Below are 26,993 nucleotides of genomic sequence, written 5' to 3'. Positions count from 1 at the left end.
GCCGAGGACCTATACACGTCAAAGGCTTGCAGATGGTCGGGACAAGCCCGACCATGACGAGCGAGAAGACAGCCATTTTGTCATCAATCTCACTGGCGTGCCCGCGCCTGAGCCGTTTTTTAGCCTACGAGACCGCCATGTCCGATGAGTTTCCCAAGATCCGCCTGCGTATCGTTCTGGCGCCTGGAGTGGCTTTCGGTCCCGGCAAGGCGGATCTGCTTCAGGGCATTGCCGAGACCGGATCTCTGTCTGCTGCGGGCAAGCGGCTGAAGATGAGCTACAAGCGGGCCTGGAGCCTGATTTCGGATCTGAACAGCCAATTTGCCGAAGCCGTGGTGGAAACGGAAAAAGGTGGCTCCGGCGGCGGAGGCGGCAGCCGTCTTACGCCCTTTGGCGAGCGCCTTCTTGCGACTTTCCGGTCGATCGAAGCCCAGCTGGAGACTGGCGCTGAGGCCGATTTCGCCATTTTGTCCGCAATGGTGAAACCACCGCTTGCAGATGAGGGCAGCTCCGCTTAGTATCGATATGTCCAAATGAACATATCGAGGATGCCTTTCATGCTCCGGAAGTTCCTGCTGTCTCTTTCGCTGTCATTCTGCCTGTCTGCTCCTGTTCTGGCTGCGGAGAAGGTCACGGTCTTCGCGGCGGCAAGCCTGACTGATGCCATGACCGCAATCGGCAAGGATTATGAAGAGGCAACCGGAATAGAGGCCGTTTTCTCCTTTGCGGGCTCCGGAACGCTGGCGCGTCAGGTGGAAGCAGGCGCGCCCGCGGATGTGTTCATTTCCGCTGACGAAGCCTGGATGAATTATGCGGTCGAGAAACAGGCCGTCGATCCCGGTAGCGTTCAGGTGATTGCGGAGAACGAGCTGGTCCTGGTGGGACCGAAGGGGGTGGACAAGCTGGAACTTACCGCTGATGCGCTAACAGCCCGTCTGAGCGGTGGACGCCTCGCCATTGCCGACCCGGACACGGTTCCTGCGGGCCGCTATGGCAAGCAGTCTCTGGAAGGCACGGGGCTCTGGGACAGCGTCTCGGGCAAGCTTGCACCGATGGAAAACGTCCGTGTCGCGCTGGCGTCCGTAGCGCGCGGAGATACACCGCTCGGAATTGTCTATGCCTCGGATGCGCATGTGGAGCCGAAAGTTGAGGTGCTGGCTGTTTTTCCGCGCGAAAGCCATACGCCGATCCGCTATCCTGCTGCCTTGACGGTGGGGGCGTCGGAGGGGACTGCGGATTTTCTCGACTTTCTTTCGAGTGAAACCGCCCGCAAGCGCCTTGAGGAAGCGGGTCTCACGCCTGCCGATTGAGCTTATGAAGCGCGTGGCAGACCCCGGAGACCGGATGAGGACAGCAGGCTGAGCGTGGCGTTTTTCGAGCTTCATCCGCAGGAATGGGAAGCCCTTTCCCTGTCGCTCAAAGTCGCGGCATCCGCGCTGGCGGGTTCGCTGCCGGTTGCGGTTCTCGCGGGTTATGGGCTGGCCCGGTGGCGGTTTCCCGGTCACGGACTTCTGAATGCGTTGATCCATATGCCGCTGGTCATGCCGCCTGTGGTGACGGGGTATGTTCTGCTGATCTTGTTTGGACCAGTTGGCCCTGTGGGCAAGTTTCTGGAGCAAACCTTCGGCCTCAGTTTCGCCTTCAACTGGACAGGCGCGGCGCTTGCTGCCGGGGTGATGGCATTTCCCCTCCTGGTTCATCCGATCCGGCTGGCTTTCGAGGCGGTCGACCCGAAGCTTGAGGAAGCGTCTACCTCGCTTGGAGCGTCAGGTCTGGTGACCTTTGCGGTAGTGACCTTTCCGCTCGCCTTGCCCGGCGTGCTCGGCGGGGCGGTTCTTGCCTTTGCCAAGGCCATGGGCGAATTCGGCGCAACGATCACCTTCGTCTCGAACATTCCCGGCGAGACACGGACCTTGGCGCTGGCGCTCTATACCGCCACCCAGACCCCTTCCGGGGACGTGATCGCCTTCCGTCTGACCTTCATCGCCGCCGCTGTGGCGCTGTGCGCGCTGCTTTTGTCTGAATTTCTCGCAAGGCATCTGCGCCGACGGATCGGGGCTGCCGATGATTGAGGTCGATATCAAGGGGCGGGCGGGTTCATTTGCCGTGCAGGCGCAATTCACCGCGCCGCCGGGCGTGACGTCTCTTTTCGGTGTGTCTGGTGCGGGAAAATCCACGGTCACGCGGATGATAGCAGGCCTTTTGCGGCCCGATGAAGGGCGGATTGCCGTCGATGGCGAGGTGCTGTTCGACAACGTCAAAGGCATTGATGTTTCTGTCCGCCATCGGCGGATCGGCCATGTGTTCCAGGATTCCCGCCTGTTTCCGCATCTGAGCGTGAAGGCCAATCTGACCTTTGCCCGCTGGGCCGGCGGACGTTCCGAAGACCGGTCTCTCACGGAAGTGGTTGAGCTGCTAGGGATCGGGCATCTCCTGAACCGCAAGCCGGGCAAGCTGTCTGGCGGAGAGCGTCAGCGGGTGGCGATTGGGCGGGCGCTATTGTCCGCCCCGCGCCTGCTGATCATGGACGAGCCCCTCGCCTCACTCGATCAGGCCCGCAAGGCGGATATTCTTCCCTATCTCGACCGCCTGCGCAGCGAGACCGGGCTGCCGATCCTTTATGTCAGCCATGCGATGGAGGAGGTTGCCAGGCTGTCCCAGACGCTGGTGATCCTGTCCGCTGGCAAGACGCTTGCCTCTGGTCCGGTTTCGTCCGTCCTTGCGAGTCTGGATCCTGGCACGGATCTGGGCGGAGAGGAAACGGGAACCTTGCTCGAAGGGGTCGTGACGCACAGGGATGAGCAATGGGACCTTTCGGATGTGGCGCTCGATGAGGGTTTGGTCATCCAGGTGCCGGGTCTTCCCGCATCCCTCGGCAACCGGATCCGGTTGCGGATTCCGGCCCGGGATGTCTCCATTTCCCTGGCAAAGCCAAGCGGGATCAGCGTCCGCAATATCCTGAAGGCGGAAGTGGACGCGCTCCGGCCACTTGATGGCGCCTACTTGGAAGCGGTCTGCAAAGTAGGGGCACAGATGCTCCGCTCCCGGATCACACGGGCGTCTGCTTTCGAACTTGGCCTCAAACCTGGTCAGACTGTCTTTTTGCTGATCAAGAGCGTCACCATCGATCAGGGCCGGGTGGGGCCTGCTGTCCGGGAAAGCTGACGCTGCGTCTTCCGGGATGCGCTTGGAAGCAGATCGCTGATATGATAGCCGGATGAGCATGTTCACCCAGAGACGGCTGGCGCGCCGCTTGAAGATCTTCGCGGTGATTTTGATGCTGGTTGCCGGAACCGGAGTGGTCTGGGTTACCGGAACGACCAGTCTTGGCTTTTTTCTGAGTGAAGTACGGACGCGGGCGACGGCCAATCTGGCTGTTCAGGCCGCGGTTTTGGAAGGGTTGCTCGACAAATTCCGCCTCATGGCGCCTCTTCTTGCCCGCAGTCCGGAAATTGCCCGGATCGTTTCGGAGGCGGATGAGGAGAGCGGCAATCAGCTTGCCGCTGTGGCCGCAGGCATGGCTGGCGCGGAAGAGGTCTGGATGCTCTCTGTGCGGGGCGAACTGATCGCGACGAGCAACAAAGAGCGGAATATCAATCGTAGCGCCAGCCTGATCCCGGTTGCCTTTGAAGACGCGCTGCGCGGTCAGCTCGGGCGGGAGCTGCTGCCCGGCTCAACCACCTCACCGGCGTCCTATGTCTTTGCGTCCCAGGTTCGCACCGGCGATCAGGTGACGGGTGTCTTGGCCGTTAAAGTCAGCCTTGCCTATGTGGAACAGGCCTGGGCCTTGTCCAAGGATCCCATCGTCGCGGTCGACAATCAGGGCCTCGTCGTTGTCACCAACGTGTCCCAATGGCGGGGCAGGAACCTGGAAGATCTCGGCGATACCGATGAGCTGAGTGTCATCGACACAAGCGCCAATCCGGTCAATTTCAACCGCCTCGCGGACCGGGGCATCAGCCGGAGCCGGATGGAGCTGGCCGCTCCCCTGCCCGTTCTGGGCTGGCGGGTCATGATCTTCGCGGACACGACCGAGGCCCGGCGCCAATCGGCCCGTGCCATGGTGATCTCCCTTCTGCTTTGCGTCATCGTGCTTGGCTTCGTCTGGATCTGGCTGACCCGGCGGGAGGAATTCGGGCGCAGGCAGCGCCTGGACAAGGCAGCTGCCCTGCGTCTGGAGCGGCGCGTGCGCACACGGACGGCAGAGCTCAGCGCGGCCAACGCCCAGCTGGAGCAGGAGGTGCGCGACCGGGAGCAGGCCGAAGCGGAACTGCGCCAGACCCAGGCTGAGCTGGTTCAGGCGGCAAAGCTGGCAACACTCGGCAAGATGTCTGCAGCTCTCAGCCATGAATATAATCAGCCGCTTGCGGCGATCAGGTCTGATGCGGAAGTGGCGGAAATGCTGATTGCTCGCGGCATGCCGGAAAAGGCGCTCGCCAATTTGACCCGTATCGGCGGAATGGTCGGCCGGATGGCAGAAATCGCGCGGACTTTGAAGGGCTTCACCCGCCGTTCCGGCACCGAGATAAAACCTGTTTCGCTTCGTCAGGTGATTGATGAGGCTTTGCTTTTGCTCATGCCGCAGATCAAGCAAAGCGGCGTTGCCTTTGAAACGGATCTGCCGTCAGACGACATCATCGTTTCCGCCGGGCAGATCCGGCTGGAACAGGTGGTGGTGAACCTGATGTCGAACGCGCTCGACGCGGTAAAGGGCCGGGAAGGCGCAAGTGTCCGTCTTGCCCTGTCTGTTGAGGACAGCCATGCGGTTCTGACCGTTTCCGACAATGGCACAGGCATTTCCGAAGAGGTGCTGCCCCAGATCTTCGATCCCTTCTTCACCACGAAGGACGTGGGCGCAGGGCTGGGCCTCGGTCTTTCCATCGCTTACAAGATCGTCCATGACTTCTCCGGCACTTTGACGGCAGTCAATGGCCCATCCGGCGGTGCATGCTTCACCATGCGGCTTCCCGTGGCCGGTACTCAAACACTCGCAGCGGAATAGAGAACATGGATCAAGGATGCGTTCTGCTGGTGGATGATGAGGAAGACCTGCGCGCCTCCTTGTCCCAGGGGCTGGAACTGAGCGGCCATGTGGTCATGGCGACCGGTGACCCGGATGCGGCTCTGGAACGCATTGCCCGTGATTTTTACGGCGTGCTCGTGACCGACATCCGTATGCCGGGAACCGATGGGTTCGAGGTGATGCGGCGGGCCTTCGAGATTGATCCTGCCCTGCCCGTCGTTCTGATCACCGGTCATGGCGATGTGCCGCTGGCGGTCGAGGCAATGCGTGCCGGGGCCTATGATTTCATGGAGAAACCCTTCTCCGTGTCGCGGCTGGATTCCGTTGTCGAACGTGCGCTGGACCGGCGCCGCCTTGTGCTGGAAAACAGGAAGCTGCGCGAGGAACTGGCGGACCGGACGGGCCTCGAGGGCCGTCTGGTCGGCCGGACGCCTGCCATCGACAAGCTCCGCCGCACTGTGGCTGCCTTGGCCGCAACGGATGCGGATGTGCTGATCCTTGGGGAAACCGGCTCGGGCAAGGAAGTGGTGGCGCGTGCCCTGCACGATGAAGGACCACGCAGGTCGCGGCCCTTTGTGGCCCTCAATTGCGGCGCCCTGCCTGCCGAGATCATCGAGTCTGAGCTTTTCGGCCATGAGAAGGGTGCTTTTACCGGGGCGATTAGCCAGCGGATTGGCAAGCTGGAACATGCCCATGGCGGGACGGTGTTTCTGGACGAGATCGAATCCATGCCGCCGGAGCTTCAGGTCAAGCTTTTGCGTGTGATCGAAACCCGGACAATCGAACGGCTGGGGTCGAACAAGTCGATTGATCTCAACGTTCGCTTCATTGCGGCAACCAAGGAAGACTTGGAGGCCGCCGGGCGGGAAGGCCGGTTCCGTCTCGACCTGTTCTACCGCCTGAACGTGGTCTCCGTTGCCATTCCGGCCCTTCGCGAGCGGATCGAGGACATCCCGCTTCTCTTCCGCCATCTGGCGGTTGAGGCCCGGGCCCGCTACCGGCGGGAGATCCCGGATATTCCGGAAGGCTATCTGGCGGCGCTGATGACCCGGGACTGGCCTGGAAACGTGCGGGAATTGCGTAATGTCGCAGACCGTTTCGTGCTTGGTATCGACAGCTCGGCCGCCGCTGTTAGCTCATCCGGTGCCAGCCTTTTCGATCAGGTCGCCGCCTATGAAAAAGCCCTGATTTCCGCGGAGCTGGCGCGCAACGGTGGCGCCATCAAGCCGACCTACGAAAGCCTCAACCTGTCCCGCAAGGCTCTCTATGAGAAGATGCGCAAATACGGCCTGGGGAAAGCGGATCTGGAAGAAGCTGATGGCTGAGCCTTAAATGTGTCGATTTCGACACATTTAAGGCTAGGGGTGGGTCACTTTCGACCCATCCGTTTCAGCATTTTGAGCTGTAACTGCGAATTCTTTCAGAAAATCCTTTATTCCTGCCGTTTGGCATGGACGTTGCTATTTCTTCCCCAGCGTGCATTCGCGCTCCGGCTCCGTTTCATGAGCCGGACATATGAAAAATGTCTGGGAGGACATTCCATGAAAAAGCTTCTTCTCGCAGCAACCGCTGTGGTTACTCTTGCGTTCTCTGGCGCAGCTCAGGCAACTGAATCTTGTGACGACGGCGAAATCGTTATCAAGTTCAGCCACGTCGTGGCCGCGACTGGTCACCCGAAGGGCGACGCAGCGACCCTGCTTGCAGAACGCGTCAACAAGGAGATGGACGGCAAGGCCTGCATGCAGGTGTTCCCGAACTCTCAGCTTTTCGATGACGACAAGGTGATGGAAGCCCTGCTTCTGGGCGACGTTCAGCTGGCGGCACCTTCGTTGTCCAAGTTCGAAGCCTATACCCTGAAGTTCCGTCTTTTCGATCTGCCGTTCCTGTTCCAGGATCTGGACGCGGTCGAGCGCTTCACCACCAGCGCTGACGGCAAGTCGCTTCTGGGTTCCATGACCGAATATGGCTTCCAGGGCCTTGGCTACTGGAGCTCCGGTCTGAAGCAGTTCTCCGCGAACAAGCCGCTGCTGGTTCCGAGTGATGCGGCAGGCTTGAAGTTCCGCATCCAGACCTCCGACGTGGCGGAAGCCATGATCGAAGCCATGGGCGCAAACGCTCAGAAACTGGCCTTCAAGGAAGTCTATGGCGCGCTTCAGACCGGTGTTGTGGACGGCCAGGAGAACACCTGGTCCAACATCTACACCCAGAAGTTCTTTGAAGTTCAGGACGGCATCACCGAAACCAACCACCAGCTCCTGGCCTACCTGCTCGTCACCTCCGACGAGTGGCTGAACAGCCTGGAGCCGGATGTCCGTGAGCAGTTCCTCAAGATTGCAGAGGAAGTCACTGCTGCCGCCAACGGGTCCGTGGCTGAACAGGAAGCCATGAACCGGAAGCGCATCCTGGACACCGGCGCGGTCATCCGCGAGCTGACCCCAGAACAGCGCCAGGCATGGGTTGATGCCATGAAGCCGGTTTGGGCCAAGTTCGAAGGCGACATCGGCAAGGACCTGATCGACGCAGCTGTTGCGTCCAACACGGCCAAGTAAGGTCAGCTTTGGAAGGGCCGGTCCGCCGGCCCTTCCGGGGTCTCCGCCCCAGGGGTTTCCGGGAAGAGAGACAAATACCTCCACCCGCAGGATTCCCTGCGCCAACAGGCTGGAATGCCCTTTCGAGATGGGCTGCCCCGGGCGCGGACAGGGAAAGAACAATCGAGAACATGCCGCAGGCATGATTCGGGGGAAACAATGCAACGCCTCGACAATTGGGTCACCCGCTTCGAGGAAGGCGTCATCGCCTTCCTTCTCGCGGCAATGACAATCGTCACCTTCACCCAGGTGGTCGCCCGCTATGGCTTCAACTCCGGCTGGACGGGCGCCCTGGAGCTGACGCGTATCCTGTTTGCCTGGCTCATCCTCTTCGGCATGAGCTATGGCGTGAAGATCGGGTCTCACCTCGGGGTGGATGCCGTGATCCAGCTGCTGCCGAAGCCCCTATTCCGCGCCGTCGCGGTTTTTGGGGCGCTCTGCGGCGTTGCCTACGCCGTGATCCTGCTCAATGCGGACTGGCTCCATGTTTTCGGGATCGATGCGAAGGGCGGGGCCATCGACTACTGGCAGAAGATGTTCAAGATTGGTATCGGCCTGGACGATCTGCGCTATCCGGAATGGGTGCAGGAAGCCTTCGGCACCAAGGAGCGCGTACAGCGCTGGATCGCTTACCTCATCCTGCCCATCGGGCTTGCCCTCTTTGCGTTCCGCTGCCTTCAGGCAACCTGGCAGATCATCACCGGTCAGAGGGCGATGATGATTGCGGCGCATGAAGCTGAAGAGCTTGTGGCCGAAAATAAAGACATTCTGAAGGATTGAGGTAAATAACCATGGAAGCCGCAATCCTTTTCATTCTCGTCCTGACACTCCTGTTCCTGGGCGTTCCGATTGCCATCTCGCTTGGTCTTTCCAGCGTTCTGGCCATCGCCATCTTCTCCAACGATTCCATTTCGTCGGTCGCTCTGCAGCTGTTCACCGCCTCGCAGAACTATACGCTTCTGGCGATCCCGTTCTTCATTCTGGCCTCGGCCTTCATGTCGACCGGGGGCGTTGCCCGCCGCATTATCCGCTTCGCCATTGCCTGCGTTGGCCATGTGCGCGGCGGTCTTGCCATCGCGGCGGTGTTCTCCTGCATGCTCTTTGCCGCGCTATCAGGCTCCTCGCCTGCAACCGTGGTCGCCATCGGCACCATTGCCATCGCCGGTATGCGCCAGGTCGGCTACACCAAGGAGTTTGCGGCAGGCGTCATCGCCAATGCAGGCACCTTGGGCATCCTGATCCCGCCGTCCATCGTCATGGTGGTCTATGCAGCTGCAACGGACGTTTCCGTGGGCCGCATGTTCCTTGCCGGTGTGATTCCGGGTCTCGTGGCCGGTCTCATGCTGATGATCGCGATCTATGTGAATGCGCGCATCAAGAACATGCCGAAGCAGCCTTTCGCCGGGTTTGGTGAAATTGCCAGCGCCGCAGGTGAGGCGGGATTTGGTCTGCTGCTGATCGTCATCATTCTCGGCGGTATCTATGGCGGAGTGTTCACACCGACTGAAGCGGCTGCCGTGGCTGCGGTCTACTCGTTCCTGATCGCCATCTTCATCTACCGTGACATGGGTCCGCTCAAGGGCGTGCCGATGCGCAAGGAAGGCGAAGGCCTTGGGTCCGCGATTGTCCGGAACCTGTGGCTGACCATCGCGAACTTTGGTCCGGGCTGCTTCCACAAGGATACCAAGAAGGTGCTGGTGGATGCGGGCAAGACGACGATCATGCTGATGTTCATCATCGTCAACGCGCTGCTCTTCGCTCATGTTCTGACCTCTGAGCGGATCCCGCAGGCGATCACCGATCTGATGCTGAACGCAGGCTTCAACTGGTTCACCTTCCTGATCGCGGTCAACCTGCTGCTGCTTTTGGGTGGCCAGTTCATGGAACCGTCGGGCCTGCTCCTGATCGTGGCACCGGTGGTGTTCCCGATCGGCATGGAGCTGGGCGTCGATCCGATCCACCTCGGCATCATCATGGTGGTGAACATGGAAATCGGCATGATCACTCCGCCGATCGGCCTCAACCTGTTCGTAACCTCCGGGATCACGGGGATGAGCCTGGTTCAGGTGGTGCGGGCGGCTGCGCCCTTCGTGCTGATTCTGTTCCTGTTCCTTATCCTGGTGACCTATGTCCCGGCCCTGTCTACCTGGCTGCCCTACAGCCTGATGGGACCGGAAATCCTGACAAACCGCTGATCAGGCAATCATGAGAAGACAAAGGCCGGGGCATTGCTCCGGCCTTTTGCATTGAAGGCCGTCTGCATTTCGGCAAAGCTCCGCCTCCGGAAAAGTGTCAGGAGAATCAGCCGTGCAGCCTCACATCGTCGAGCGTCTTCCCGATCCGCAAACCTATATCGATCTGCGCAGATCCGGAGGTCTCAGCGGCTATTCCCTGGAGGCGGCAAAGGCCGGACTGCCGAAGTCACTTTACTGCATCGTGCTGGAGCTCGACGGACAAGAGATTGGCATGGGCCGCATCGTTGGCGATGGCGCTCTGGCCGTGCATATCGTCGATATCGTTGTGCGTCCGGAACATCACGGCAAAGGCTACGGGCGGCTGATCATGCAGACCTTGAGCGATTACATTGCTGCCAATGTGCCGGACACGGCCTATGTGAACCTGCTCGCCGATGTTCCGGCGAACAGGCTCTACGAGAAGTTCGGGTTCAAGGAAACCGGCCCGCGCACCATCGGCATGGCCTACAAGAAGGGTGTTTGAGGCGGTTCCCCTGATCTTCAAGCTTGCGGCATCGGACCGGTGTAGCGGGAGGCCGGGCGGATCAGCTTGCCCGTCTGCTGCTGTTCCACCACATGGGCGCACCAGCCGGCGCTTCTCCCCACCGCAAACAGCGGCGTGAACAGGCTGCGATCAATGCCCGCAGCCTCCAGCAGCACGGCGGTGTAGAATTCCACGTTGGTTTCCAGCGGCCGGTCCGGCTTGTGGACCCGCAAGGCAGCAAGGGCCTCCGCTTCCACCGCCTCCGCCAGGGCGATGCGCCCATCCTCCTTCGGAAGTTCAGCGAGACCTGCCTTCAGAACGTCGGCGCGCGGGTCGCGTGTCCGGTAGATGCGGTGGCCAAACCCCATAAGGCGGCTCCCCTGTTTCAGCTCGTTCAGGATCCAGTCCTGCGCCCGGTCCTGCGTGCCAATGGCGTCCAGCATGTCAAGAACCGGTCCCGGCGCGCCACCGTGAAGCGGGCCTTTCAGAGCGCCCATGGCGCCGATGATCGACGAGGCCATGTCCGCCTTGGTCGAGGCGATCACCCTTGCAGTAAAGGTCGAGGCATTGAGACCGTGATCGAGGATGGTCACCAGATACCGGTCCAGTGCACTGGCCGCCCGCTCGACCGGTTGCCTGCCGGTCAGCATCTGCAGGATATCCTGCGCGATGGTGAGAGACGTGTCCGGCGCAACCGGCTTCACGCCGGCCATTATGCGCGCTGAGGCGGCGAGAAAGACGGGCAGCGAACCGCAGATGGCCGCGGCATCGTCCTCATGCCGGGTTGATGTCAGAGCCGAGAGGCCGAGACGCATGCGCTGATAGACGGGAAGGTCTCTTGGGGCTGCTTCCAGAACGGGCACCAGGGCAAAGGCGTCCCTGCGCGCCTGTGCGAGACGTTCCGCAAGGGGGGCATTTCTGTCTGTGACCAGCCCGTCCCAGAAAAAGCGGATTGCCTCTTCGAAGCTCAGATGTCCCGCAAGGTCTTCAATCGCTTTGCCGCGAAGGATAAGCCGCCCTTTTGCGCCATCGACTTCACTCAAAACCGTGTCGGCAGCGATCACACCTTCAAGGCCGGAAGCCGTTGAATTGGCAAGGCCGGGGGCCGGAAACGCGAGGGTCATGTCATCTCTCCTTGTCTTGTGTCCCTTTCAGTTCTCACGGACTTGTTGCAAGGATCAATATTGATAAATACAATCAACATATGAGCGAACCTGTCTATCTTTCGGCCCGTGAGGCTGCCGCCGAACTTGGTGTCCGCCCCGCGACGCTATACGCCTATGTCAGCCGGGGGCTGATCCGCTCCGTGCCTGGTCCAGGCAAGCAAAGGCGGTATGACGCGGCAGACATCCGCCAATTGCAGGGGCAAAGGGCAGAACCGGTTCTGGGAGGCCTGGGGCCCGTCCCCGCAGGTTCGCAGCCATCGGCGCTCACCACCTCATTGACGATGATTGCTGAGGATGGCCCCTGGTATCGCGGTCATTCGGCGGTCGAGCTAGCCGGAAGCTTCAGTCTTGAGGCCGTTGCCAATCTGCTTTGGGAGTGCGGGACGGATCCTTTTTCGCGCCCAGCACCAGAAACGCTTCCAGCCTTGCCGGAAGGGCTCGGCATCATGGAACGGCTGATGACTGCGCTTGCGGCCTGGCCCTTGCAGGACCGGGCCGCCTACACGCAGTCCCCTGCCCTTCTGCGGGACAAAGGCGCGGGTTTGGTCAGGGCCTCATGCGCCGCGCTGCTTGGGCGGCGCGAGCCTGACGCGTCTCCCGTGCACATGCAGCTGGCGCGGGCCTGGAATGTTCCTGCGGGGCCGGCAGCCGAGCTGCTGCGCGCGGCGCTTGTTCTGGCTGCCGATCACGAGTTCAACACGAGTGCCTTTGCGGTGCGCTGCGCAGCGTCAACCAGGGCACCGCTGCATGCGGCGCTCATATCCGGCCTGGGCGCCTTCAGCGGCCCGCGTCATGGCGCTCATTCTGACCGGGTGACAGCCTGGCTGGACCGGGTTCGGTCTCTGGAAGACGCCGATAGAGAACTGAGCGCCATGCTTCAGCGGGGAGAACCGCTGGCCGGGTTCGGTCATGCAATCTATTCGGGCCGGGACCCGCGCGGTGATTGTCTTTTGCAGCTTGCAGCGGGTGTTCAGGGAGACAGGGAGTTTGCGCAGCTTGTTCCCGCCCTGGTGGAGGCTGGGGAGGCGCTGTTCGGTCTGGCACCCAACATCGACTTTGCCTTTGCCGTCATTCAAAGGCAGCTCGGTCTGCCGGAAGAAGCAGGAAAGGTCATTTTCTGCGCCGGGCGCATGGTCGGCTGGATCGCCCATGCGCTGGAGCAATACCGTTTGCCGGATCAGATCCGTCCCCGCGCGGCCTATGTTGGTGAGCGGCCGCGCAGGGGGAAGTGATCAGACGTTGATGCCTTCCTCTTCGATGTAGGCTCTCACAATGGCGTCGAAGCTGTCGTCCGCCTTGAAGCCAAGCTCTAGCGCGCGCGTGGGGGCGAAGCTGCGCGGCCAGCCCGCAACGATCTTCTCGATAACAGGGTCCCGCTCCCGGCGGATCAGCTTGACGGCCTTTTCTCCGCCAAAGCGCTGAAGGGTTTCGATTTCCTCCGCAACTGTCACCGCAAGTCCGGGCATGGTCATGCTGCGGCGCGGGCCTACAGCTTCGCCGCTGACGCCTGCTGCGTGAATGTGGAAGCCCACTGCCGCGCGCGGGCTGGCCATCCAGTGCAGAACGTCGTCAGCCACCGGAAGCAGAGCTTCCTGGCCGTTCAGTGGCTCGCGGATGATTCCGGAGAAAAAACCGGAAGCAGCTTTGTTGGGCTTGCCCGGACGGACAACGATGGTCGGCAGACGCAGGCCCACACCATCCAGGAAGCCCTTGCGGCTGTAATCTGCCAGCAGCAGTTCGCTCATGGCCTTCTGGACGCCATAAGAGGTCAGTGGAGCTGCAAGATAGTCGTCCGGGATCGGATCCGGGAACGGCGTTCCGAAAACGGCAGACGAAGATGTGAAGACAACGCGTGGGCAGTAGTCGTCGCCGGCTGCACGGATTGCTTCAAACAGGCGGCGGGTGCCGTCGAGATTGATGCGGTAGCCCTTGTCGAAGTCGACTTCCGCTTCACCCGACACGATAGCGGCCAGCAGGAAGATGACTTCCGGACGGTCGGCGATCAGTTTTTCCGCTTCGCCTTCCAGCGAAAAGTCGCAGGCGCTGCAACTGGTGTCCTGCGGTGCTCCGGCTGGTACGGCTGGCGTGATGATGTCAACCAGGCTCAGTTTGCTGAGCGGTTTGCCGTTCAGTGATCCTTCTTGTGCGATTTGCTCCGCAAGCTTCCGCCCGACCATTCCGGCCGCACCAATGATCAGTGCATGAACCATAGCGCCTGTTTCCTCCCGGCGATTTTTGATGTGGTGAGGTTAGCGGCACAAGTGGGAGTGGGGAAAGATCATTCTTCCCTGAAACGTTACGCCTCGGCTGCCGGCGCACTCATATGGACGACCAGCTTGTCACCGATCTGCTCATGGCTGGTTTCGGTGAAGCCTCTGCGTCGATACCAGAGGCGGTTGGAGGTCATCAGCGCATTTGTGAAAAGGCGCAGTTCCGGTTTTTCATGGTCACGGGCCCGCTGAAAACAGAAATCGAGCAGCCGGTTGCCAAAGCCGCTGCCTTGCAGCCTCGGCGCAACGGCAATACTCCATAAAAGCAGATGATCTGCCGCCAGGCGCAGGACAAGAGACGCATCCGGGTGGTCTGAGGTTCCTGCAAGCCAGACTTCATCTTTCCTGATCAAAGCCGCGTAGTCTGCCTGCATGGGCTGAGGCGTGGCGTTGATGACCGGAATGTAATGCTGATACGCGTCGCGGGCGAGTTCCGTAATGCCTTTCGCATCTTCGGCAACCGCCTTCCGGAGGTTGAGTGTCCCGCCATTCATTTCCGTCACTCCCTATGCCTAGCTGTCAGATAGTGGCATGACGCGCGGCCAGGTCAATGGCGCAGGGACGCGCGCAGCGGACTGTCTACCGCTGGGACGGCTCTCTGGCCCAATTCCCCTGAGTATGTATCAAGTTTGCTGCAAGTATTTGCCGGGGAACAATAAAATAGAATTTTTACGCATTGTGACGGGCTGCAAATACACACCTATGTATCTCTTGTGACTGTTTGGGCGTTGTTCCTAATGTTTGTGATGACTGGAAGTGCCAGCGTGCTCCAGTGGTCCTCTTTAGGCAGGAAAAACGGCCTCCTGACGGAAAGTGAGCACGGCAGCGGCGCCAAGGTCCCGGGTCTCAGTCTGAACCCAAACACGCAGGGAGGTGCGTTCTCATGTCATTTCTATCTGGAATTTTTGGAGGAGCAGACGGGAAGCCGTCAGCGCCGCCGCCCAGCAGCGTCAAGATCCATCCGCAGGTGGACAACGGGTATCCGCCGGCAAAGCCCGGATTTGCGGGCGGCACGCTGACCTGTCATTGCAAGTCAAACCCGGTCAAGGTCCGGATTTCCGCGCAGAGCGCGCATAATCACGTGTGCGGCTGCACGAAGTGCTGGAAGCCGGCCGGGGCTGTTTTCAGCCAGATCGCGGTGGTGCCGAGGGATTCCGTGTCCGTGATCGCCAATGCCGACAAGCTGGAGATCGTCAATCCCGCCGCACCGATCCAGCGCTACGCTTGCAAGGATTGTGGCGTCCACATGTATGGGCGGATCGAGAACACAGAGCATCCGCTCTATGGTCTCGATTTCATCCATACCGAGCTTTCGAACGAGGACGGCTGGTCGCCGCCGGAATTTGCGGCTTTCGTATCCTCCATCATCGAATCCGGCTATCCGCCAGCGAAAATGGACGGCATCCGCGCCCGCCTGCGCGAACTCGGGCTTGAGCCTTATGACGCCCTGTCCCCGCCAATCATGGATCTGATCGCGACACATACAGCGAAAAAGAACGGTGTTCTTGCCGCTTGATAGCTCCTCCTCTGGTGCAACGAAAACGCCGGCCCCACTGGGGCCGGCGTGTATGTTTCTGCAAACTCTTGGACGCGGTAAGCGTCAGACGATGCTGCCCAGCTTCATAGCGACACTCATGTCGCCTTCCACCTGGATCTTGCCGCTCATGAAAGCTGCGGTCGGGTTGAGGTCACCTGACAGAAGATCAGCGAGATCTTCCGGAGAAATGGTGACGGTGCAGTCAGCGTCCGCATCTTCGTTTGTGACGGTCGAACCCTGAATGAAGATCGCTCCCATGCCGCCGAGATTGAACTTCACGCTCTCCTCGATGCCTCCGCCTGCGACCTTGCTCCGCACGCTTTCCGTCAGTTGTTCCAGGCTCATCTTCCGCTCTCCTAGGTATCCGGCTTTCCTGTTGGGTGTTGCCCGCCGGTTGGGATGAACCCAATCATACCGTTTACGTAATCGTCAAGTAGGCAATGGGCGCGAGACTGTTTTTCAACGGCCTCACACCTGGCGCAGTTTGATCAATGGTTGTCGCGTGGCAGGCCTCTGGTATGCGCGACATCCTGGTATTTGACGGCAGGCTTCAGCACCATGCCCTTGTCGAACTGGTCGATCATGGAGCGCTGGATTTCCTGCCAGGGCGTCTGGTTTTCGGCCACGGCAAACCCGCCTTCTGCCTCCAGATCGGACCGGCGCTGGGCAAGTTCCTCATCTGAAATCAGAATGTTGGCCGTTCCCTTGCCCAGATCTATCCGGACCATGTCTCCCGTCTGGATCAGAGCCAGCCCGCCCATGGCAGCGGCTTCAGGAGAGGCATTCAGGATCGAGGGGGAGCCGGAGGTGCCGGACTGGCGGCCGTCGCCGATACAGGGCAGCGAATGAATGCCGCGCTTGATGAGGGCCGCAGGCGGCTGCATGTTCACCACTTCCGCGCCGCCCGGATAGCCGATGGGTCCGGTACCGCGAATGAAGAGCATGCAATGCTCGTCGATGTTGAGTTCCGGATTGTCGATGTTGTCGTGATAATCTTCCGGCCCTTCGAACACGATGGCCCGGCCCTCGAAGGCTTCCGGATCATCCGGATTCGACAGGTAGCGGTTGCGGAACTCTTCAGAGATCACGCTGGTTTTCATGATCGCGCTGTCGAAGAGATTGCCCTTCAGGTTGATGAAGCCAGCACTTTCCTTGAGCGGCTCGTCATAGGGCAGGATCACATCGGGCAGATCCGTGACAATGCCGCGGCAATTGTCACCGATGGACTTGCCGTTCACGGTTACTGCATCAGGGTGGGGCAACGCGTTGTGGCGCATCAGTTCGGAGATGACCGCCGGAACACCGCCTGCATGGAAATAGTCCTCGCCAAGATACTCGCCCGCAGGCTGGAGATTGACCATGAGCGGCACGTCGTGGCCGATGTCCTGCCAGTCGTCATTGTCCAGCGGAACGCCCAGGTGGCTTGCAATGGCGTTCAGGTGAATGGGCGCATTTGTCGAGCCGCCAATGGCTGAGTTGACGACAATAGCGTTCTCGAAGGCCTTGCGGGTCATGATGTCGGAGGGCTTAAGATCCTCATGCACCATGCCGACAATCCGCCGGCCGGTTTCATAGGCGATCTGCCCGCGCTCGCGGTAGGGGGCGGGTATGGCAGCTCCGCCAGGCAGTTCCATACCCAGGGCTTCTGCAAGCGAGTTCATCGTCGTCGCCGTGCCCATGGTGTTGCAATACCCCACCGAGGGGGCAGAGGAGGCGACAATGTCCATGAAACCGTCGTAGTCGATCTCTCCGGCGGCCATCATCTGGCGGGCCTTCCAGACGATTGTGCCTGAGCCGGTGCGCTCGCCCTTGTACCAGCCGTTCAGCATCGGGCCGACGGACAGGGCGATGGCCGGGATGTTGACGGTTGCCGCCGCCATCAGACAGGCAGGGGTGGTCTTGTCGCAGCCTATGGTGAGAACCACGCCATCGATCGGGTAACCGTAGAGCAGCTCCACCAGGCCCAGATAGGCTAGGTTCCGGTCGAGAGTTGCGGTCGGGCGTTTGCCGGTTTCCTGGATCGGATGAACCGGAAACTCGAAACAGATCCCGCCAGCCTCGCGGATGCCTTCGCGCACGCGTTTGGCCAGTTCAAGATGATGCCGGTTGCAGGGGGAAAGATCTGAGCCCGTCTGGGCGATGCCGATCATCGGGCGGCCTGATTGCAGCTCTTCGCGGGTCAGGCCGAAGTTCAGATAGCGCTCGATGTAGAGCGCCGTCATGCCTGGATTGTCCGGATTGTTGAACCAGGCTCTGGAGCGCAGCTGATGCTCCTTCTTGTCACCCATGAAACCTCTCCCAGTCAGGTGGCGGCGCTTTGGCCGCATTGACCATGATTAAGTTCACCCGACGGGGATCTGTAAAGGCGGGAAAAGCCCAAAAGAGACTTCTGTCCAGTCCTTGGCTGCCGAAATCAAGCGTTTCTGTTTTTCCGCAGCCAGTTGCCTGCCAGAGCTTTGCCGCCTGCTGCACAAATTCCGCAAACAAAGGGCGAAGCGGCAACCGGAAGCACCAGGAAGCAGCAAACAAGAGCCGCGAGCCCGGAAAGACTGGCCTGGGTCATCAGCAGGGTCCTGGACAGCTTGCCGCTGTCCTGCGCGGCATCCAGAAGGAAGGGGAAATGGCGAAGGGGCGACGCGGCGAGGGCCGGGTGGATGCGGGCCAGAAGCGCACCGGGGGCTACGCTGCCACCCAGAAAATAGACCACAAGCCCGTTGCCCGGTTCCGGCGTCACAAACAGGCCAGGCTCCGAGGCCGCGATCCCGCCAGCACTTGCGAGGCGCGTTTGCGGCCGCTTGTCCGCGATGGCTGCGCTCATGCCCAGCTGTTTGGCAAAGGCGTTGGCGCTTGTCTCGACGGCACCGGAGACCAGGGTGGTGCTGCGTCCCGTGTGACGGATGGCGGCAATCGTTGCCGGACTATCCGGATGCATCGTCACGTGCAGGGCGAGCATGCCGACAGCGCGGCCACCGGCGGCAACGATCAGGCAGGTCTTGCCCTCCGCTTCATGAGACCGGCAGAGAGATGTGGCGGTAAAGCTGTCGATCTTCAGCTCCTGCATAAGGTTGCGGTTGCCGACGGCAATCGCCTCCCCGCCCAGCATGGCCACAACGCCAAGGCCCGGAACCTCTTCGAACTCTTCGGGAGCGCCTTCCGGCACTTGCCAGTCCGCGGCGATGGACCGGATGGCGCGGGCCGCTGGATGGGTCGCATGCCGCTCTGCCGCCGCAGCCACAGCCAGAAGCGGCTCTTGCCTGCGGTCAAAGGCGTGAACATCGGTCACAACAAGTTCTTCCGTTGCCAGCAGCGCGTGCCGGTCAAAGGCAATAGCGCGAACCGATTGCACGTTCTGAAGAGCATCCGGGCCGTAGAGTTCGATGCCGTAACCGGCAGCGCGCGTTTCTGCGGCCTTTGCCGCCATGCGCCGGAGGAGCTCTGGCGTGTAAGGCCAGGCAACGGCCAGAACGGCAGCACCGGCACTGATGCCTGAGGCGGGATCCGACACAAGACCCCAGGCAAGGCCTGCGATCAGGGCGAGAACGGCCCCCGTAAGCACCTGCAAATATTCCCAGGAGAGAGGGTCATGCAGATCGAGGCTGATGCGGGCGGAAACCGTTTCGGTGCTCGTTGCGGTCCGGCAAAGAGCGCGTAGCGTCACAAGGCAGGCGGCCGTTAGGGCAAGCGGCTCTGCGATTTCGAGCTGTCCGGTCAGCCAGCCCGCAAGTCCAGCTCCGATGGCGGAGAACAGAGCCGCAGCATAGGTCATCAGGTCCAAGGGCAGAAACGCGCCGGCTCTTGCTGCCTGAAAAAGCCCGGCTCCTCCGAGCACCGCAGCCGTTCCCGCCAGAAGCAGTGCGGCAGCGGCAGGAAGCACCGGCTCCTGGCCATAAAAGGCGAACGCCGCGGACAGAAGCGGCAACAGGAGCAGAACCAGCCCGAAACAGGCGGGGTTTCGGATCATCGGCTTGATGACGGAAAGAGGCATGAGACTTCAATTACCTGAGTAGCTGCGTGCCTTGCGGACAAATGGCAGGTAGGAGCTGACTTGTATGCCAGTCGCGGCACACTGTCGCTATGATTCCCGATCCGTAAACAGGAAGGATCGGCCAAGAATAAGGCGGGCTGCAAAGCATGTTTGCACGTGGCGGCATGCACTGCCTTTGATTTGAGCGTTGGGGGTCTTCAGAAACCGCGGGAAAGTGCTAAAATGCCCCTACGGAATTTCTGAAAGACCTGCCGGTTTTCAAGGTCGCCTCCGTGTTTTGAGCATTGCCTGAAACGCACGCCGGAGAAGGGAGCGATCTCTTCTCCGGTTTTTCGTGCAAAGAGGATTCTGCGCTCAAGAGTTCCGACGGCTCAGGCCTGATTTGACCGCGCATAAGCCCTGCCCTGCGCCCGGCGAATCAGCCCTGTGGCGATGCCGCCAGAAGTTCCATGGAGGGCATCAGGGTTAGAAGCTGGCGGGTGTAGGGGTGCTCCGGGGAGGTAAACAGCCTCTCGCAGTCCGCCAGTTCGCAAAGCTCGCCATTGCGCATCACGGCGACCCGGTTGCACATCTGCCGGATCACGGCGAGGTCGTGGCTGATGAACAGCATCGTCAGCCCCAGCTCTTCCTGCAGATCCTTCAGGAGATTGAGGATCTGGGCCTGGATCGACACATCCAGCGCGGACGTCGGCTCATCGCAGACGAGAAAGCGCGGGCGGGTGGCAAGAGCGCGGGCGATCGAAATGCGCTGCCGCTGGCCGCCGGAAAACTCATGCGGGAACTTGTCACCAGCCGCCGCTCCCAGTCCGACGTGATCCAGAAGATCGCCGACAATCTGCTGGACTTCCGCGTTGGAGGAGGCCAGCCGGTGGAACTTGATCGGCTCGGCGACGATGGAGCGTACCCGCATCCTCGCATTAAGCGAGGAAAACGGATCCTGAAAAATCATCTGCATCTGCCGCCGCATGGCGAGGATCTGGCTGCGTTCCTTCAAGGCCGTCAACTCCTGCCCCGCGAAGCGGATCGAGCCACCCGTCGGGTGATAGAGCCCAGTGATCAGCCGTGCGATGGTTGACTTTCCGGACCCGGACTCGCCCACGAGGCCGAAGGTTTCCCCTTCCATGATGTCGAAGGAGACGGATTTGACCGCATCGAAATAGCGCCGCCGGGACGGAAAGACCGACGATTTTGTCTCAAAGCGCATGGAAAGGCCGGAGAGGCTGAGAAGCGGTCCGCCGGCGGAAGCGAAATTGCGCGTCTTGCCCAGCCAATGGGTGGACAGATCAATGGTGGAGGAGGGCGCCGCAGCCTCTTCGATATAAGACACGCTCGGAAAGCGTTCGACCCGGACATCCGGCCTTGGAACCGCAGAAATCAGGCTTTTCGTATAGGCGTGGCTCGGGTGGCCAAGGACCTGTGCGGTCGGCCCATGCTCCACCAGCTTGCCCCTGTACATGACCGCCACCTGATCGGTCAGTTCGGCGATCACGCCCATGTCGTGGGTGATGACCATCATGGCGACGCTGCGTTCGCGGCAGAGCTTTCGTAGCAGTTCGAGGATCTGTGCCTGAATGGAGACGTCCAGCGCCGTTGTCGGCTCGTCGGCGATGATGAGTTCCGGCTCGGCGCAAAGGGCAAGCGCGATCACCACGCGCTGCCGCATGCCGCCTGAGAACTGGTGCGGATATTGGGAAAGACGCTCTTCTGCTCCGGGAATGCCAACCGCCTTCAGCAACTCCAGTGCCCGCTGTCTGGCTTGCGCCGGTGAAAGCGGCAGATGCACCCGGATGGTTTCGACAAGCTGCGCTTCGATGGTCTGCAACGGATCGAGCGACGTCAGGGGATCCTGAAAGATCATGCCGATCCGCTTGCCGCGCAGCTTGCGCAAGGAGGCCTCCGGCATCTGGTCGATCCGCTCGCCATCCAGACGGATCTCACCGGCGGCGATCCGGCCCGGCTCCTGCAACAGGCCGATGACCGCATTGCCGACCGTCGACTTGCCCGCGCCGCTTTCGCCCACAACGCCAAGGATCTTGCCGGCCTCAAGGGTCAGGGACACGCCTTCGACCGCCGTGAAGGTGGACTTCCGGCCGGGGAAGCTGACAGTCAGGTTATCGATCGACAAGACACTCATAACCGGTCTCTCAGCGGAGTTTCGGGTTCAAGGCGTCACGCAGCCAGTCACCCAGAAGGTTTACGTTCAGCACCAGAAGGGCAAGCGCAATACCGGGGAAGATCGCGATCCACCATTCGCCGGAATAGAGGAAATCGTTGCCGATCGAGATCAGCGTTCCAAGGGATGGCTGGGTGGAGGGCATGCCGACGCCAAGGAAGGACAAGGTCGCCTCGGTCACGATGGCCAGCGCAAGATTGATGGTGGCAATCACGAGAACGGGACCAAGGACATTCGGCAGGATGTGACGGACCATGATGATGATGGACGGAATTCCGGTCACACGGGCTGCCTGGACATATTCCTTGTTCTTTTCCACCAGAGTGGAGCTGCGCACGGTTCTTGCGTATTGCACCCAGAAGGACAGGGCGAGGGAGAAGATCAGGATCCAGAAGGAGAACACTTCCCGGTCGAGATTGCCGAAGATGCCGCGCACTGCGCCGTCGACCAGGAGGGCGATCAGGATGGCCGGAAAGGTCAGCTGCACATCGGCAATACGCATGATCAGGGCATCGGTCTTTCCGCCCGCATAACCTGCGATCAGTCCCAGGAAAATGCCTATGGCTGCCGCGGCAAAGACCGAGCAGGCGCCTACAATCAACGAAATGCGCAAGCCATACAGAATGCCCGACAGGAGGTCGCGGCCCTGATCGTCCGTGCCCAGCAGAAAGCGGGGCTCGCCATATTCCATCCAGACCGGTGGAATGCGGGCATCCATGATGGAAAGCCCCGCAAGGTCAAACGGGTCATGCGGGGCGATCAGCGGAGCAAGAAGCGCCGCCAGAAAGAAAAGCAGGGTTCCTGTTGCTGCGGCGACGGTCACTTTCGAGCGCAGGAACGAGTGGGTGAGGTCGCTGTCCAGTATTCGATTAAGCACGGGTCTTGCTGCGGGGTTTGTCTGGTCTTGTCCTGAGCGGCGCATATGCCTCTCCGTCAGGCTTGTTTCACCCGCAGGCGCGGGTCGATGAGGAAATAGAGAATGTCGACGATGAAGTTGATCGACACGAACAGGAAGGCGGTCAGGATCAGATAGGCGGCCATGACTGGAATATCGACATTCTGCACCGCCTGAAGGAACAAGAGCCCCATCCCCGGCCATTGAAACACCGTCTCGGTGATGGTGGCGAAGGCGATGATCGATCCGAGCTGCAATCCGGTGATGGTGATGACCGGGATCAGCGTGTTCTTCAGTGCATGGCGCAGATAGATCACCCTGTTGCTAAGGCCGCGGGCCCTGGCGAACTTGATGTAATCGGTGCGGATGACTTCCAGCATCTCGGCGCGGATCAGCCGCATGATCAGAGTCATTTGATAGAGGCCGAGCGTGATAGACGGCAGGATCAGGGCTTTGAGGCCCGAGACGGTGAGGAACCCGGTGGTCCACCAGGAACCGATCTCCACCACATCGCCCCGCCCGAAACTCGGCAGCCACTGAAGCGTCACGGAAAACAGAAAGATCAGCAGAATACCGATGAAAAAGGTCGGCAGCGAAATGCCGATCAGGGACACCGACAGGAACAGTTTGGAGAGCCAGGACTCCCGGTTCAGTCCGGCGTAGATGCCCATGGGAATTCCCGCAATCAATGCGAAGAGCGCTGACGTGAAACTGAGCTCCAGGGTTGCCGGAATACGCTTGGCAAAGAGATCTGCGACCGGTTGGCGGAACTGATAGGACGTGCCGAAGTCGAACTGCACGGCGTTGCCGATAAAGCGGGCGAACTGGACGGGCAGCGGGTCGTTCAGCCCAAGGCTTTCTCTCAGCGCTTCACGGGATTCAATGCTGGTCTCCAGTCCCACCATCTGGTTGACCGGGTCTCCCACGAAGCGGAACATGGAAAAAGCGATCAGGGCCACCGCAAGCATCACGATCAGAGCCTGAACAAGGCGGCGGAGGGCAAAACCGAGCATCTGGACCTTGCGTGTTTTGAAGCTGGCAGCCGCTCCCGGTAATGCCGGAAGCGGACGTGCGTATTAGATCAGTTCTTGGTCACGAAGCGGAAAAGGAACTGATCGTCGGCGCGCTGTGCGAGCGTGACCTTGTCGGAAACGCCCCAGGCAAGGCTCTGCTGATGCAAGGGAATGTGCGAAACATCCTGCTGGGTCAGCGTGAAGGCCTGGGCGATCAGATCATCACGGGTCTTTGGATCGTTCTCCACGAGGATCTGCTTTGCCAGTTCATCGACCTTGGGATTGCAATATCCGCCGATGTTGAAGGCGCCACCATTGCCCTTCTCATCCCGGCAGGCTTCGAGGTCGGCGAGGATGTTCCAGCTGTCGAAGGACGGCGGTGTCCAGCCCAGCATGTAGAAGGAGGTATTGTAACCGCCTGCAGGCAGAATGCGGGCGAAATACTTGGCCTTTGGCTGCGCGTTCAGGTCGATCTTGACGTTGACGCGCGCCAGCATGGATGCCACGGCCTGACAGATCGCATCATCGTTGACGTATCGGTCGTTGGGGCAGTCCATCGTGACGGAGAAGCCATCTGGATAGCCGGCTTCCTCCAGCAGGGCTTTCGCTGCCTTTGGGTCGTACGGATAGCGGTGAAATTCGCCGGAGCGGGAGAAGAGCAATGGCGAAATCATGAGCGCGGATGGCGTTGACATGCCGCGCATGATCTTCTGGCTGATCCCCTCAATGTCGATTGCCTGGTAGAAGGCCTTGCGGACGCGGACATCCTTGAACGGGTTTTTGCCCTTGACGCTGGAATAGAGCAGCTCATCGCGCATCTGATCCATGCCAAGGAAGATGGTGCGCAGTTCCGGCCCGGTCATGACACGGGTGCCGTCGTTGCTGTCGATCCTTTTCAGATCCTGCACGGGCACCGGATAGACCATGTCCATTTCCCCGGAGAGCAGCGCAGCAACACGGGTCGCATCGGAGCTGACGGGGGTGAACTCCACCTTGTCCAGATTGTGCCTTGCCGTATCCCACCAGCCATCGAATTTTTCGAAGGTGGTCTGAACACCTGGTTCATGCATGGAGATCTTGAAGGGGCCAGTGCCGTTGGCATGCAGGCTGGCATAGTTGGGTGTCGTGTCGGCAGCGGAGGTGATTTTCACCGCATCGTGTTCTTCCGTCCAGTCCTTGTCCATGATGAACATGGTTTCCCATTCGGAAGGCAGGATTGGATTTGGCGAAGAGAGAACGAAGTCGACTGTGTAGTCGTCGATGGCTTCAACTTTTGCGTCTTTGGGGACCCGGGACGCCAGATCCGAACCTTCTCCGCGCATCCGTGACACGGAAAAAAGAACGTCCTCGGCAGTGAAGTCGTTCCCGTTCTGGAACTTCACACCCTTGCGCAAATGGAAACGCCACCGGGTCGGCTCGATCAGTTCCCAGCTTTCTGCAAGGGCAGGTTCGATCTCAAGCTTTTCGTTCCGGCGAATCAGCCCTTCGTAGACGTTTCCGAGCATCGAAAGCGTGAAAGTTTCATTCAAGCTGTAGGGATCTAACTGCGTCAGAGGTCCTTGATAAGCAAACTTCAGCGTTTCCGCATGTGCTGCCGGAACCATTGCACTGGCCGCTAAAATGATTGCGGCAAAACTCTTTCCGAAGTTTCTCATGACCCCTCGCATGCTTGATCCGGTTAATCGGACATTCTCAACCTCGCACAGAATTCCGGCCGGTGAGCTCTGCAACGGATCCATTCCCGTCCACTGGAATGCAGTTGGGCTGCAATGCGCCGGAGTTTCAGGGCGAGTTCACATCATTCGTATCCTTCCGTGGCGGAATGAGCAAGATTATGTCCTTGATAATTATGCTGATCTGCTGACCGGCATTGGAGTGGGGACCGATAGCTGGCGAATATCCGCGATACATGCGACGGCGAGAGGCGCTTGCCGGCCGCGAACGGTCACATGGCGTGTGACTCCGGGCTTGTCTGGCCAGAAGCCGCTTGCGTCGAAAACATCGTGAGAAATCGCGGCGACAACATTTTCTTCTTTTGCAACGCCTTCCAGGCGGCTTGCCACATTGACCACATCCCCTAGCGCGGTCAGGCCGGAGGCGACGCCGCCGCGTCCCTCAAGTCCGATGCGGCCCAGAATGACGGTGCCGGCATGCATGCCCACCGCGATACGCAGTGGTTTGTCGATATGGCCCTTGAGGTCCTCGTTCACCTGCGCAAGTTCAGAATTCAGGGCCGAGATTGCGGCAAGGGCCGAGGTGACACCTTCCGCGAGGTTGGTTTCCACTCCGAAGAGAACCATGACACCATCGCCCATGACCTTGTCGACCATGCCGCCCGCTTTTTGAACTGTACGGACGACGCCGTCCACGTAGCGATTGAGAATGAAAACCACGTCAAAGGGAAGCTTGCCCTCGCTGAGCGAGGTGAACCCGCGCAGATCGATGAACATGACCGCAATCTGTTGCTCCACTCCCCAGCGGTAGCGGTCGTAGATTCCCTCGCGGACCAGAGGCCGTGTGGCATTGAAGAGAGGCCGCACCACCATGTCGTCGACGGGACGGAACTGGCAAGCAAGGCGCACGTTGGAGCGGGCATCGATGCGCTTCAGCACCTGCCGTTCGATGGCATTGGGAGGCGCCAGCCCGGATTGACCTGAGAGGATCAGGGTCCGGCACGTGGAGCACCGCCCGCGTCCGCCGCAGACGGACATGTGCGGGATACTCTTCATCCGGCTGATCTCAAGCAGGGTTGGGCCAGGAGTTGATTTCACCGTCCTGCCGTCAAGGTATTGAATGGTGATCTTGCGCGAGAAGGCGTTGTAGACGTGACGCGCGATCATGAACACGAGCAGGGCAAGGGCCAGGAGATAGAAGCCGTTTCGCACGATCTCGACCTGCTGCAGCAGGGCGGCTTTCTGTTCAACGGTCAGGAACGGAAGTCCTTTGGTCTGGCCCGTGTGGCTTGCAATGCCTTCTGCCGTGAAGCCCTTGCCGTTGAGGATGACCCGCCGCGCTTCGGAGGTCCAGCCGGTGAGTGCAAGAATGGGGATCAGCAAAGCAATGCAGGCAAGCGTCGTGCGGAGACGGGCGTACCATGGCTTCATCCTCAGCCAGTAATGCAGGCCGATACAGCCGTGCAGCCAGACGATGACCAGCAGACCGCTTTGCAGGATGGCACTGCCGGGCCAAAGCGAGAACAGCTCGTACTTGTAGCCGATGGCCGAGCCGAATTGCATGGTTGCGCCACGGGTGACGATAATGTGTTTGATGAGCACATAGGGAATAAGAAGACCAAGGCAGAGCTGCAATGCTTCCCAAACCGGCATACGCCACGTTCTGCGCTTGACGGTCTTCCACAGCGCAAGACAGACATGGGTCAGAAGCGCTGAGTAGAGCAGGACGGCTCCGGCGGCCGAGTACCAGATGATCCCGAAGAGCCCCAGTCCCCATTCCATCCACTCAAGGGATATGTTGCCCAGGGTGTGATTGAGGAAATGCATCAGCGCAAATGAAAACAAAACCAGCCCGGACGCGAGCCGGATGCGTTGCTCCAGGGGGCCGCTGCTGGGCGGGTGCTTGATCTGCTTGCTCATGCAATGTGGCTTCCAGGTTGGGGATCGTTCTC

The 26,993-nt window shown here is 60.3% G+C and carries 23 protein-coding genes; 12 read left to right on the top strand and 11 right to left on the bottom strand.

Annotated features, from left to right (window positions below; genetic code table 11):
- Positions 1–137 precede the first annotated feature (137 nt).
- From IG616_RS07930 to IG616_RS07885, 10 genes are all read left to right on the top strand, one after another.
- Entirely contained in the window at positions 138–518 is a 381-nt protein-coding gene (locus IG616_RS07930; protein WP_192147624.1) for a winged helix-turn-helix domain-containing protein, read from the top strand.
- A gap of 39 nt (positions 519–557) precedes the next feature.
- Entirely contained in the window at positions 558–1,310 is a 753-nt protein-coding gene (modA, locus tag IG616_RS07925) for a molybdate ABC transporter substrate-binding protein (protein ID WP_192147623.1), read from the top strand.
- Positions 1,311–1,364: 54 nt separating this feature from the next.
- Complete coding sequence (modB, locus tag IG616_RS07920; protein ID WP_192147622.1) at positions 1,365–2,072, top strand: molybdate ABC transporter permease subunit; 708 nt, start codon at positions 1,365–1,367, stop codon at positions 2,070–2,072.
- Positions 2,059–3,165: a molybdenum ABC transporter ATP-binding protein gene (modC, locus tag IG616_RS07915; RefSeq protein WP_192147840.1), complete on the top strand. Its 1,107-nt coding sequence runs from the start codon at positions 2,059–2,061 to the stop codon at positions 3,163–3,165. The genes modB and modC overlap by 14 nt, the downstream gene beginning before the upstream one ends.
- 52 nt (positions 3,166–3,217) lie before the next feature.
- The gene (locus tag IG616_RS07910) at positions 3,218–5,002 is read left to right on the top strand and encodes a sensor histidine kinase (RefSeq protein ID WP_192147621.1); all 1,785 of its coding nucleotides are present in this window, start codon (positions 3,218–3,220) and stop codon (positions 5,000–5,002) included.
- Between the two features lie 5 nt (positions 5,003–5,007).
- Positions 5,008–6,348 carry a sigma-54-dependent transcriptional regulator gene (locus IG616_RS07905; protein ID WP_192147620.1) on the top strand — a complete coding sequence of 447 codons (1,341 nt, stop codon included), beginning with the start codon at positions 5,008–5,010 and terminating at the stop codon, positions 6,346–6,348.
- Between the two features lie 216 nt (positions 6,349–6,564).
- Positions 6,565–7,572 carry a DctP family TRAP transporter solute-binding subunit gene (locus IG616_RS07900; RefSeq protein WP_192147619.1) on the top strand — a complete coding sequence of 336 codons (1,008 nt, stop codon included), beginning with the start codon at positions 6,565–6,567 and terminating at the stop codon, positions 7,570–7,572.
- 198 nt (positions 7,573–7,770) lie between these two features.
- Positions 7,771–8,391, top strand: coding sequence for a TRAP transporter small permease (locus IG616_RS07895; RefSeq protein ID WP_192147618.1), 621 nt, complete (start codon positions 7,771–7,773; stop codon positions 8,389–8,391).
- Positions 8,392–8,402: 11 nt separating this feature from the next.
- Complete coding sequence (locus tag IG616_RS07890) at positions 8,403–9,806, top strand: TRAP transporter large permease (RefSeq protein WP_192147617.1); 1,404 nt, start codon at positions 8,403–8,405, stop codon at positions 9,804–9,806.
- Positions 9,807–9,918: 112 nt separating this feature from the next.
- Entirely contained in the window at positions 9,919–10,329 is a 411-nt protein-coding gene (locus tag IG616_RS07885) for a GNAT family N-acetyltransferase (protein ID WP_192147616.1), read from the top strand.
- A gap of 17 nt (positions 10,330–10,346) precedes the next feature.
- Here the strand turns inward: IG616_RS07885 and IG616_RS07880 are convergent, their stop codons facing one another.
- Positions 10,347–11,453, bottom strand: a complete 1,107-nt coding sequence (locus IG616_RS07880; RefSeq protein ID WP_192147615.1) for a citrate synthase/methylcitrate synthase — start codon at positions 11,451–11,453, stop codon at positions 10,347–10,349.
- 80 nt (positions 11,454–11,533) lie between these two features.
- Here IG616_RS07880 and IG616_RS07875 point away from each other — a divergent pair, with 80 nt between their 5' ends.
- Positions 11,534–12,727 (top strand): citrate/2-methylcitrate synthase, encoded by a 1,194-nt coding sequence (locus IG616_RS07875; RefSeq protein ID WP_192147614.1) that lies wholly within the window; start codon positions 11,534–11,536, stop codon positions 12,725–12,727.
- Here IG616_RS07875 and denD read toward each other — a convergent pair whose 3' ends face one another.
- Both denD and IG616_RS07865 read right to left on the bottom strand, forming a co-directional pair.
- Positions 12,728–13,705, bottom strand: a complete 978-nt coding sequence (denD, locus tag IG616_RS07870) for a D-erythronate dehydrogenase (protein ID WP_192147613.1) — start codon at positions 13,703–13,705, stop codon at positions 12,728–12,730.
- Positions 13,706–13,791: 86 nt separating this feature from the next.
- Positions 13,792–14,259 carry a GNAT family N-acetyltransferase gene (locus IG616_RS07865; protein ID WP_192147612.1) on the bottom strand — a complete coding sequence of 156 codons (468 nt, stop codon included), beginning with the start codon at positions 14,257–14,259 and terminating at the stop codon, positions 13,792–13,794.
- Between the two features lie 389 nt (positions 14,260–14,648).
- Here IG616_RS07865 and gfa point away from each other — a divergent pair, with 389 nt between their 5' ends.
- Positions 14,649–15,281, top strand: coding sequence for an S-(hydroxymethyl)glutathione synthase (gene gfa, locus IG616_RS07860; RefSeq protein ID WP_192147611.1), 633 nt, complete (start codon positions 14,649–14,651; stop codon positions 15,279–15,281).
- Positions 15,282–15,365: 84 nt separating this feature from the next.
- Here the strand turns inward: gfa and IG616_RS07855 are convergent, their stop codons facing one another.
- The 8 genes from IG616_RS07855 to IG616_RS07820 all read right to left on the bottom strand — a co-directional run bounded on the left by IG616_RS07855 (position 15,366) and on the right by IG616_RS07820 (position 26,961).
- Complete coding sequence (locus IG616_RS07855; RefSeq protein WP_192147610.1) at positions 15,366–15,647, bottom strand: SCP2 sterol-binding domain-containing protein; 282 nt, start codon at positions 15,645–15,647, stop codon at positions 15,366–15,368.
- Positions 15,648–15,790: 143 nt separating this feature from the next.
- On the bottom strand, positions 15,791–17,590 hold the full coding sequence (locus tag IG616_RS07850; RefSeq protein WP_192147609.1) for an IlvD/Edd family dehydratase: 1,800 nt from the start codon (positions 17,588–17,590) through the stop codon (positions 15,791–15,793).
- A gap of 125 nt (positions 17,591–17,715) precedes the next feature.
- Complete coding sequence (locus tag IG616_RS07845) at positions 17,716–19,287, bottom strand: HAD family hydrolase (protein WP_192147608.1); 1,572 nt, start codon at positions 19,285–19,287, stop codon at positions 17,716–17,718.
- A gap of 418 nt (positions 19,288–19,705) precedes the next feature.
- Entirely contained in the window at positions 19,706–21,421 is a 1,716-nt protein-coding gene (locus IG616_RS07840) for an ABC transporter ATP-binding protein (RefSeq protein WP_192147607.1), read from the bottom strand.
- Positions 21,422–21,431: 10 nt separating this feature from the next.
- Positions 21,432–22,382 carry an ABC transporter permease gene (locus IG616_RS07835; RefSeq protein WP_192147606.1) on the bottom strand — a complete coding sequence of 317 codons (951 nt, stop codon included), beginning with the start codon at positions 22,380–22,382 and terminating at the stop codon, positions 21,432–21,434.
- A gap of 11 nt (positions 22,383–22,393) precedes the next feature.
- Positions 22,394–23,368 (bottom strand): ABC transporter permease, encoded by a 975-nt coding sequence (locus IG616_RS07830; protein WP_192147605.1) that lies wholly within the window; start codon positions 23,366–23,368, stop codon positions 22,394–22,396.
- Between the two features lie 68 nt (positions 23,369–23,436).
- On the bottom strand, positions 23,437–25,023 hold the full coding sequence (locus IG616_RS07825; RefSeq protein ID WP_192147604.1) for an ABC transporter substrate-binding protein: 1,587 nt from the start codon (positions 25,021–25,023) through the stop codon (positions 23,437–23,439).
- A 192-nt stretch (positions 25,024–25,215) separates the two neighbouring features.
- Positions 25,216–26,961: an adenylate/guanylate cyclase domain-containing protein gene (locus tag IG616_RS07820; protein ID WP_192147603.1), complete on the bottom strand. Its 1,746-nt coding sequence runs from the start codon at positions 26,959–26,961 to the stop codon at positions 25,216–25,218.
- Positions 26,962–26,993: the final 32 nt, after the last annotated feature.

The sequence above is a fragment of the Roseibium litorale genome (assembly GCF_014842915.1).
Lineage (GTDB): Bacteria > Pseudomonadota > Alphaproteobacteria > Rhizobiales > Stappiaceae > Roseibium > Roseibium litorale.
The sequence above is the reverse complement of the archived record's forward strand: the minus strand, read 5'-3'. Positions and strand labels throughout refer to the sequence as shown.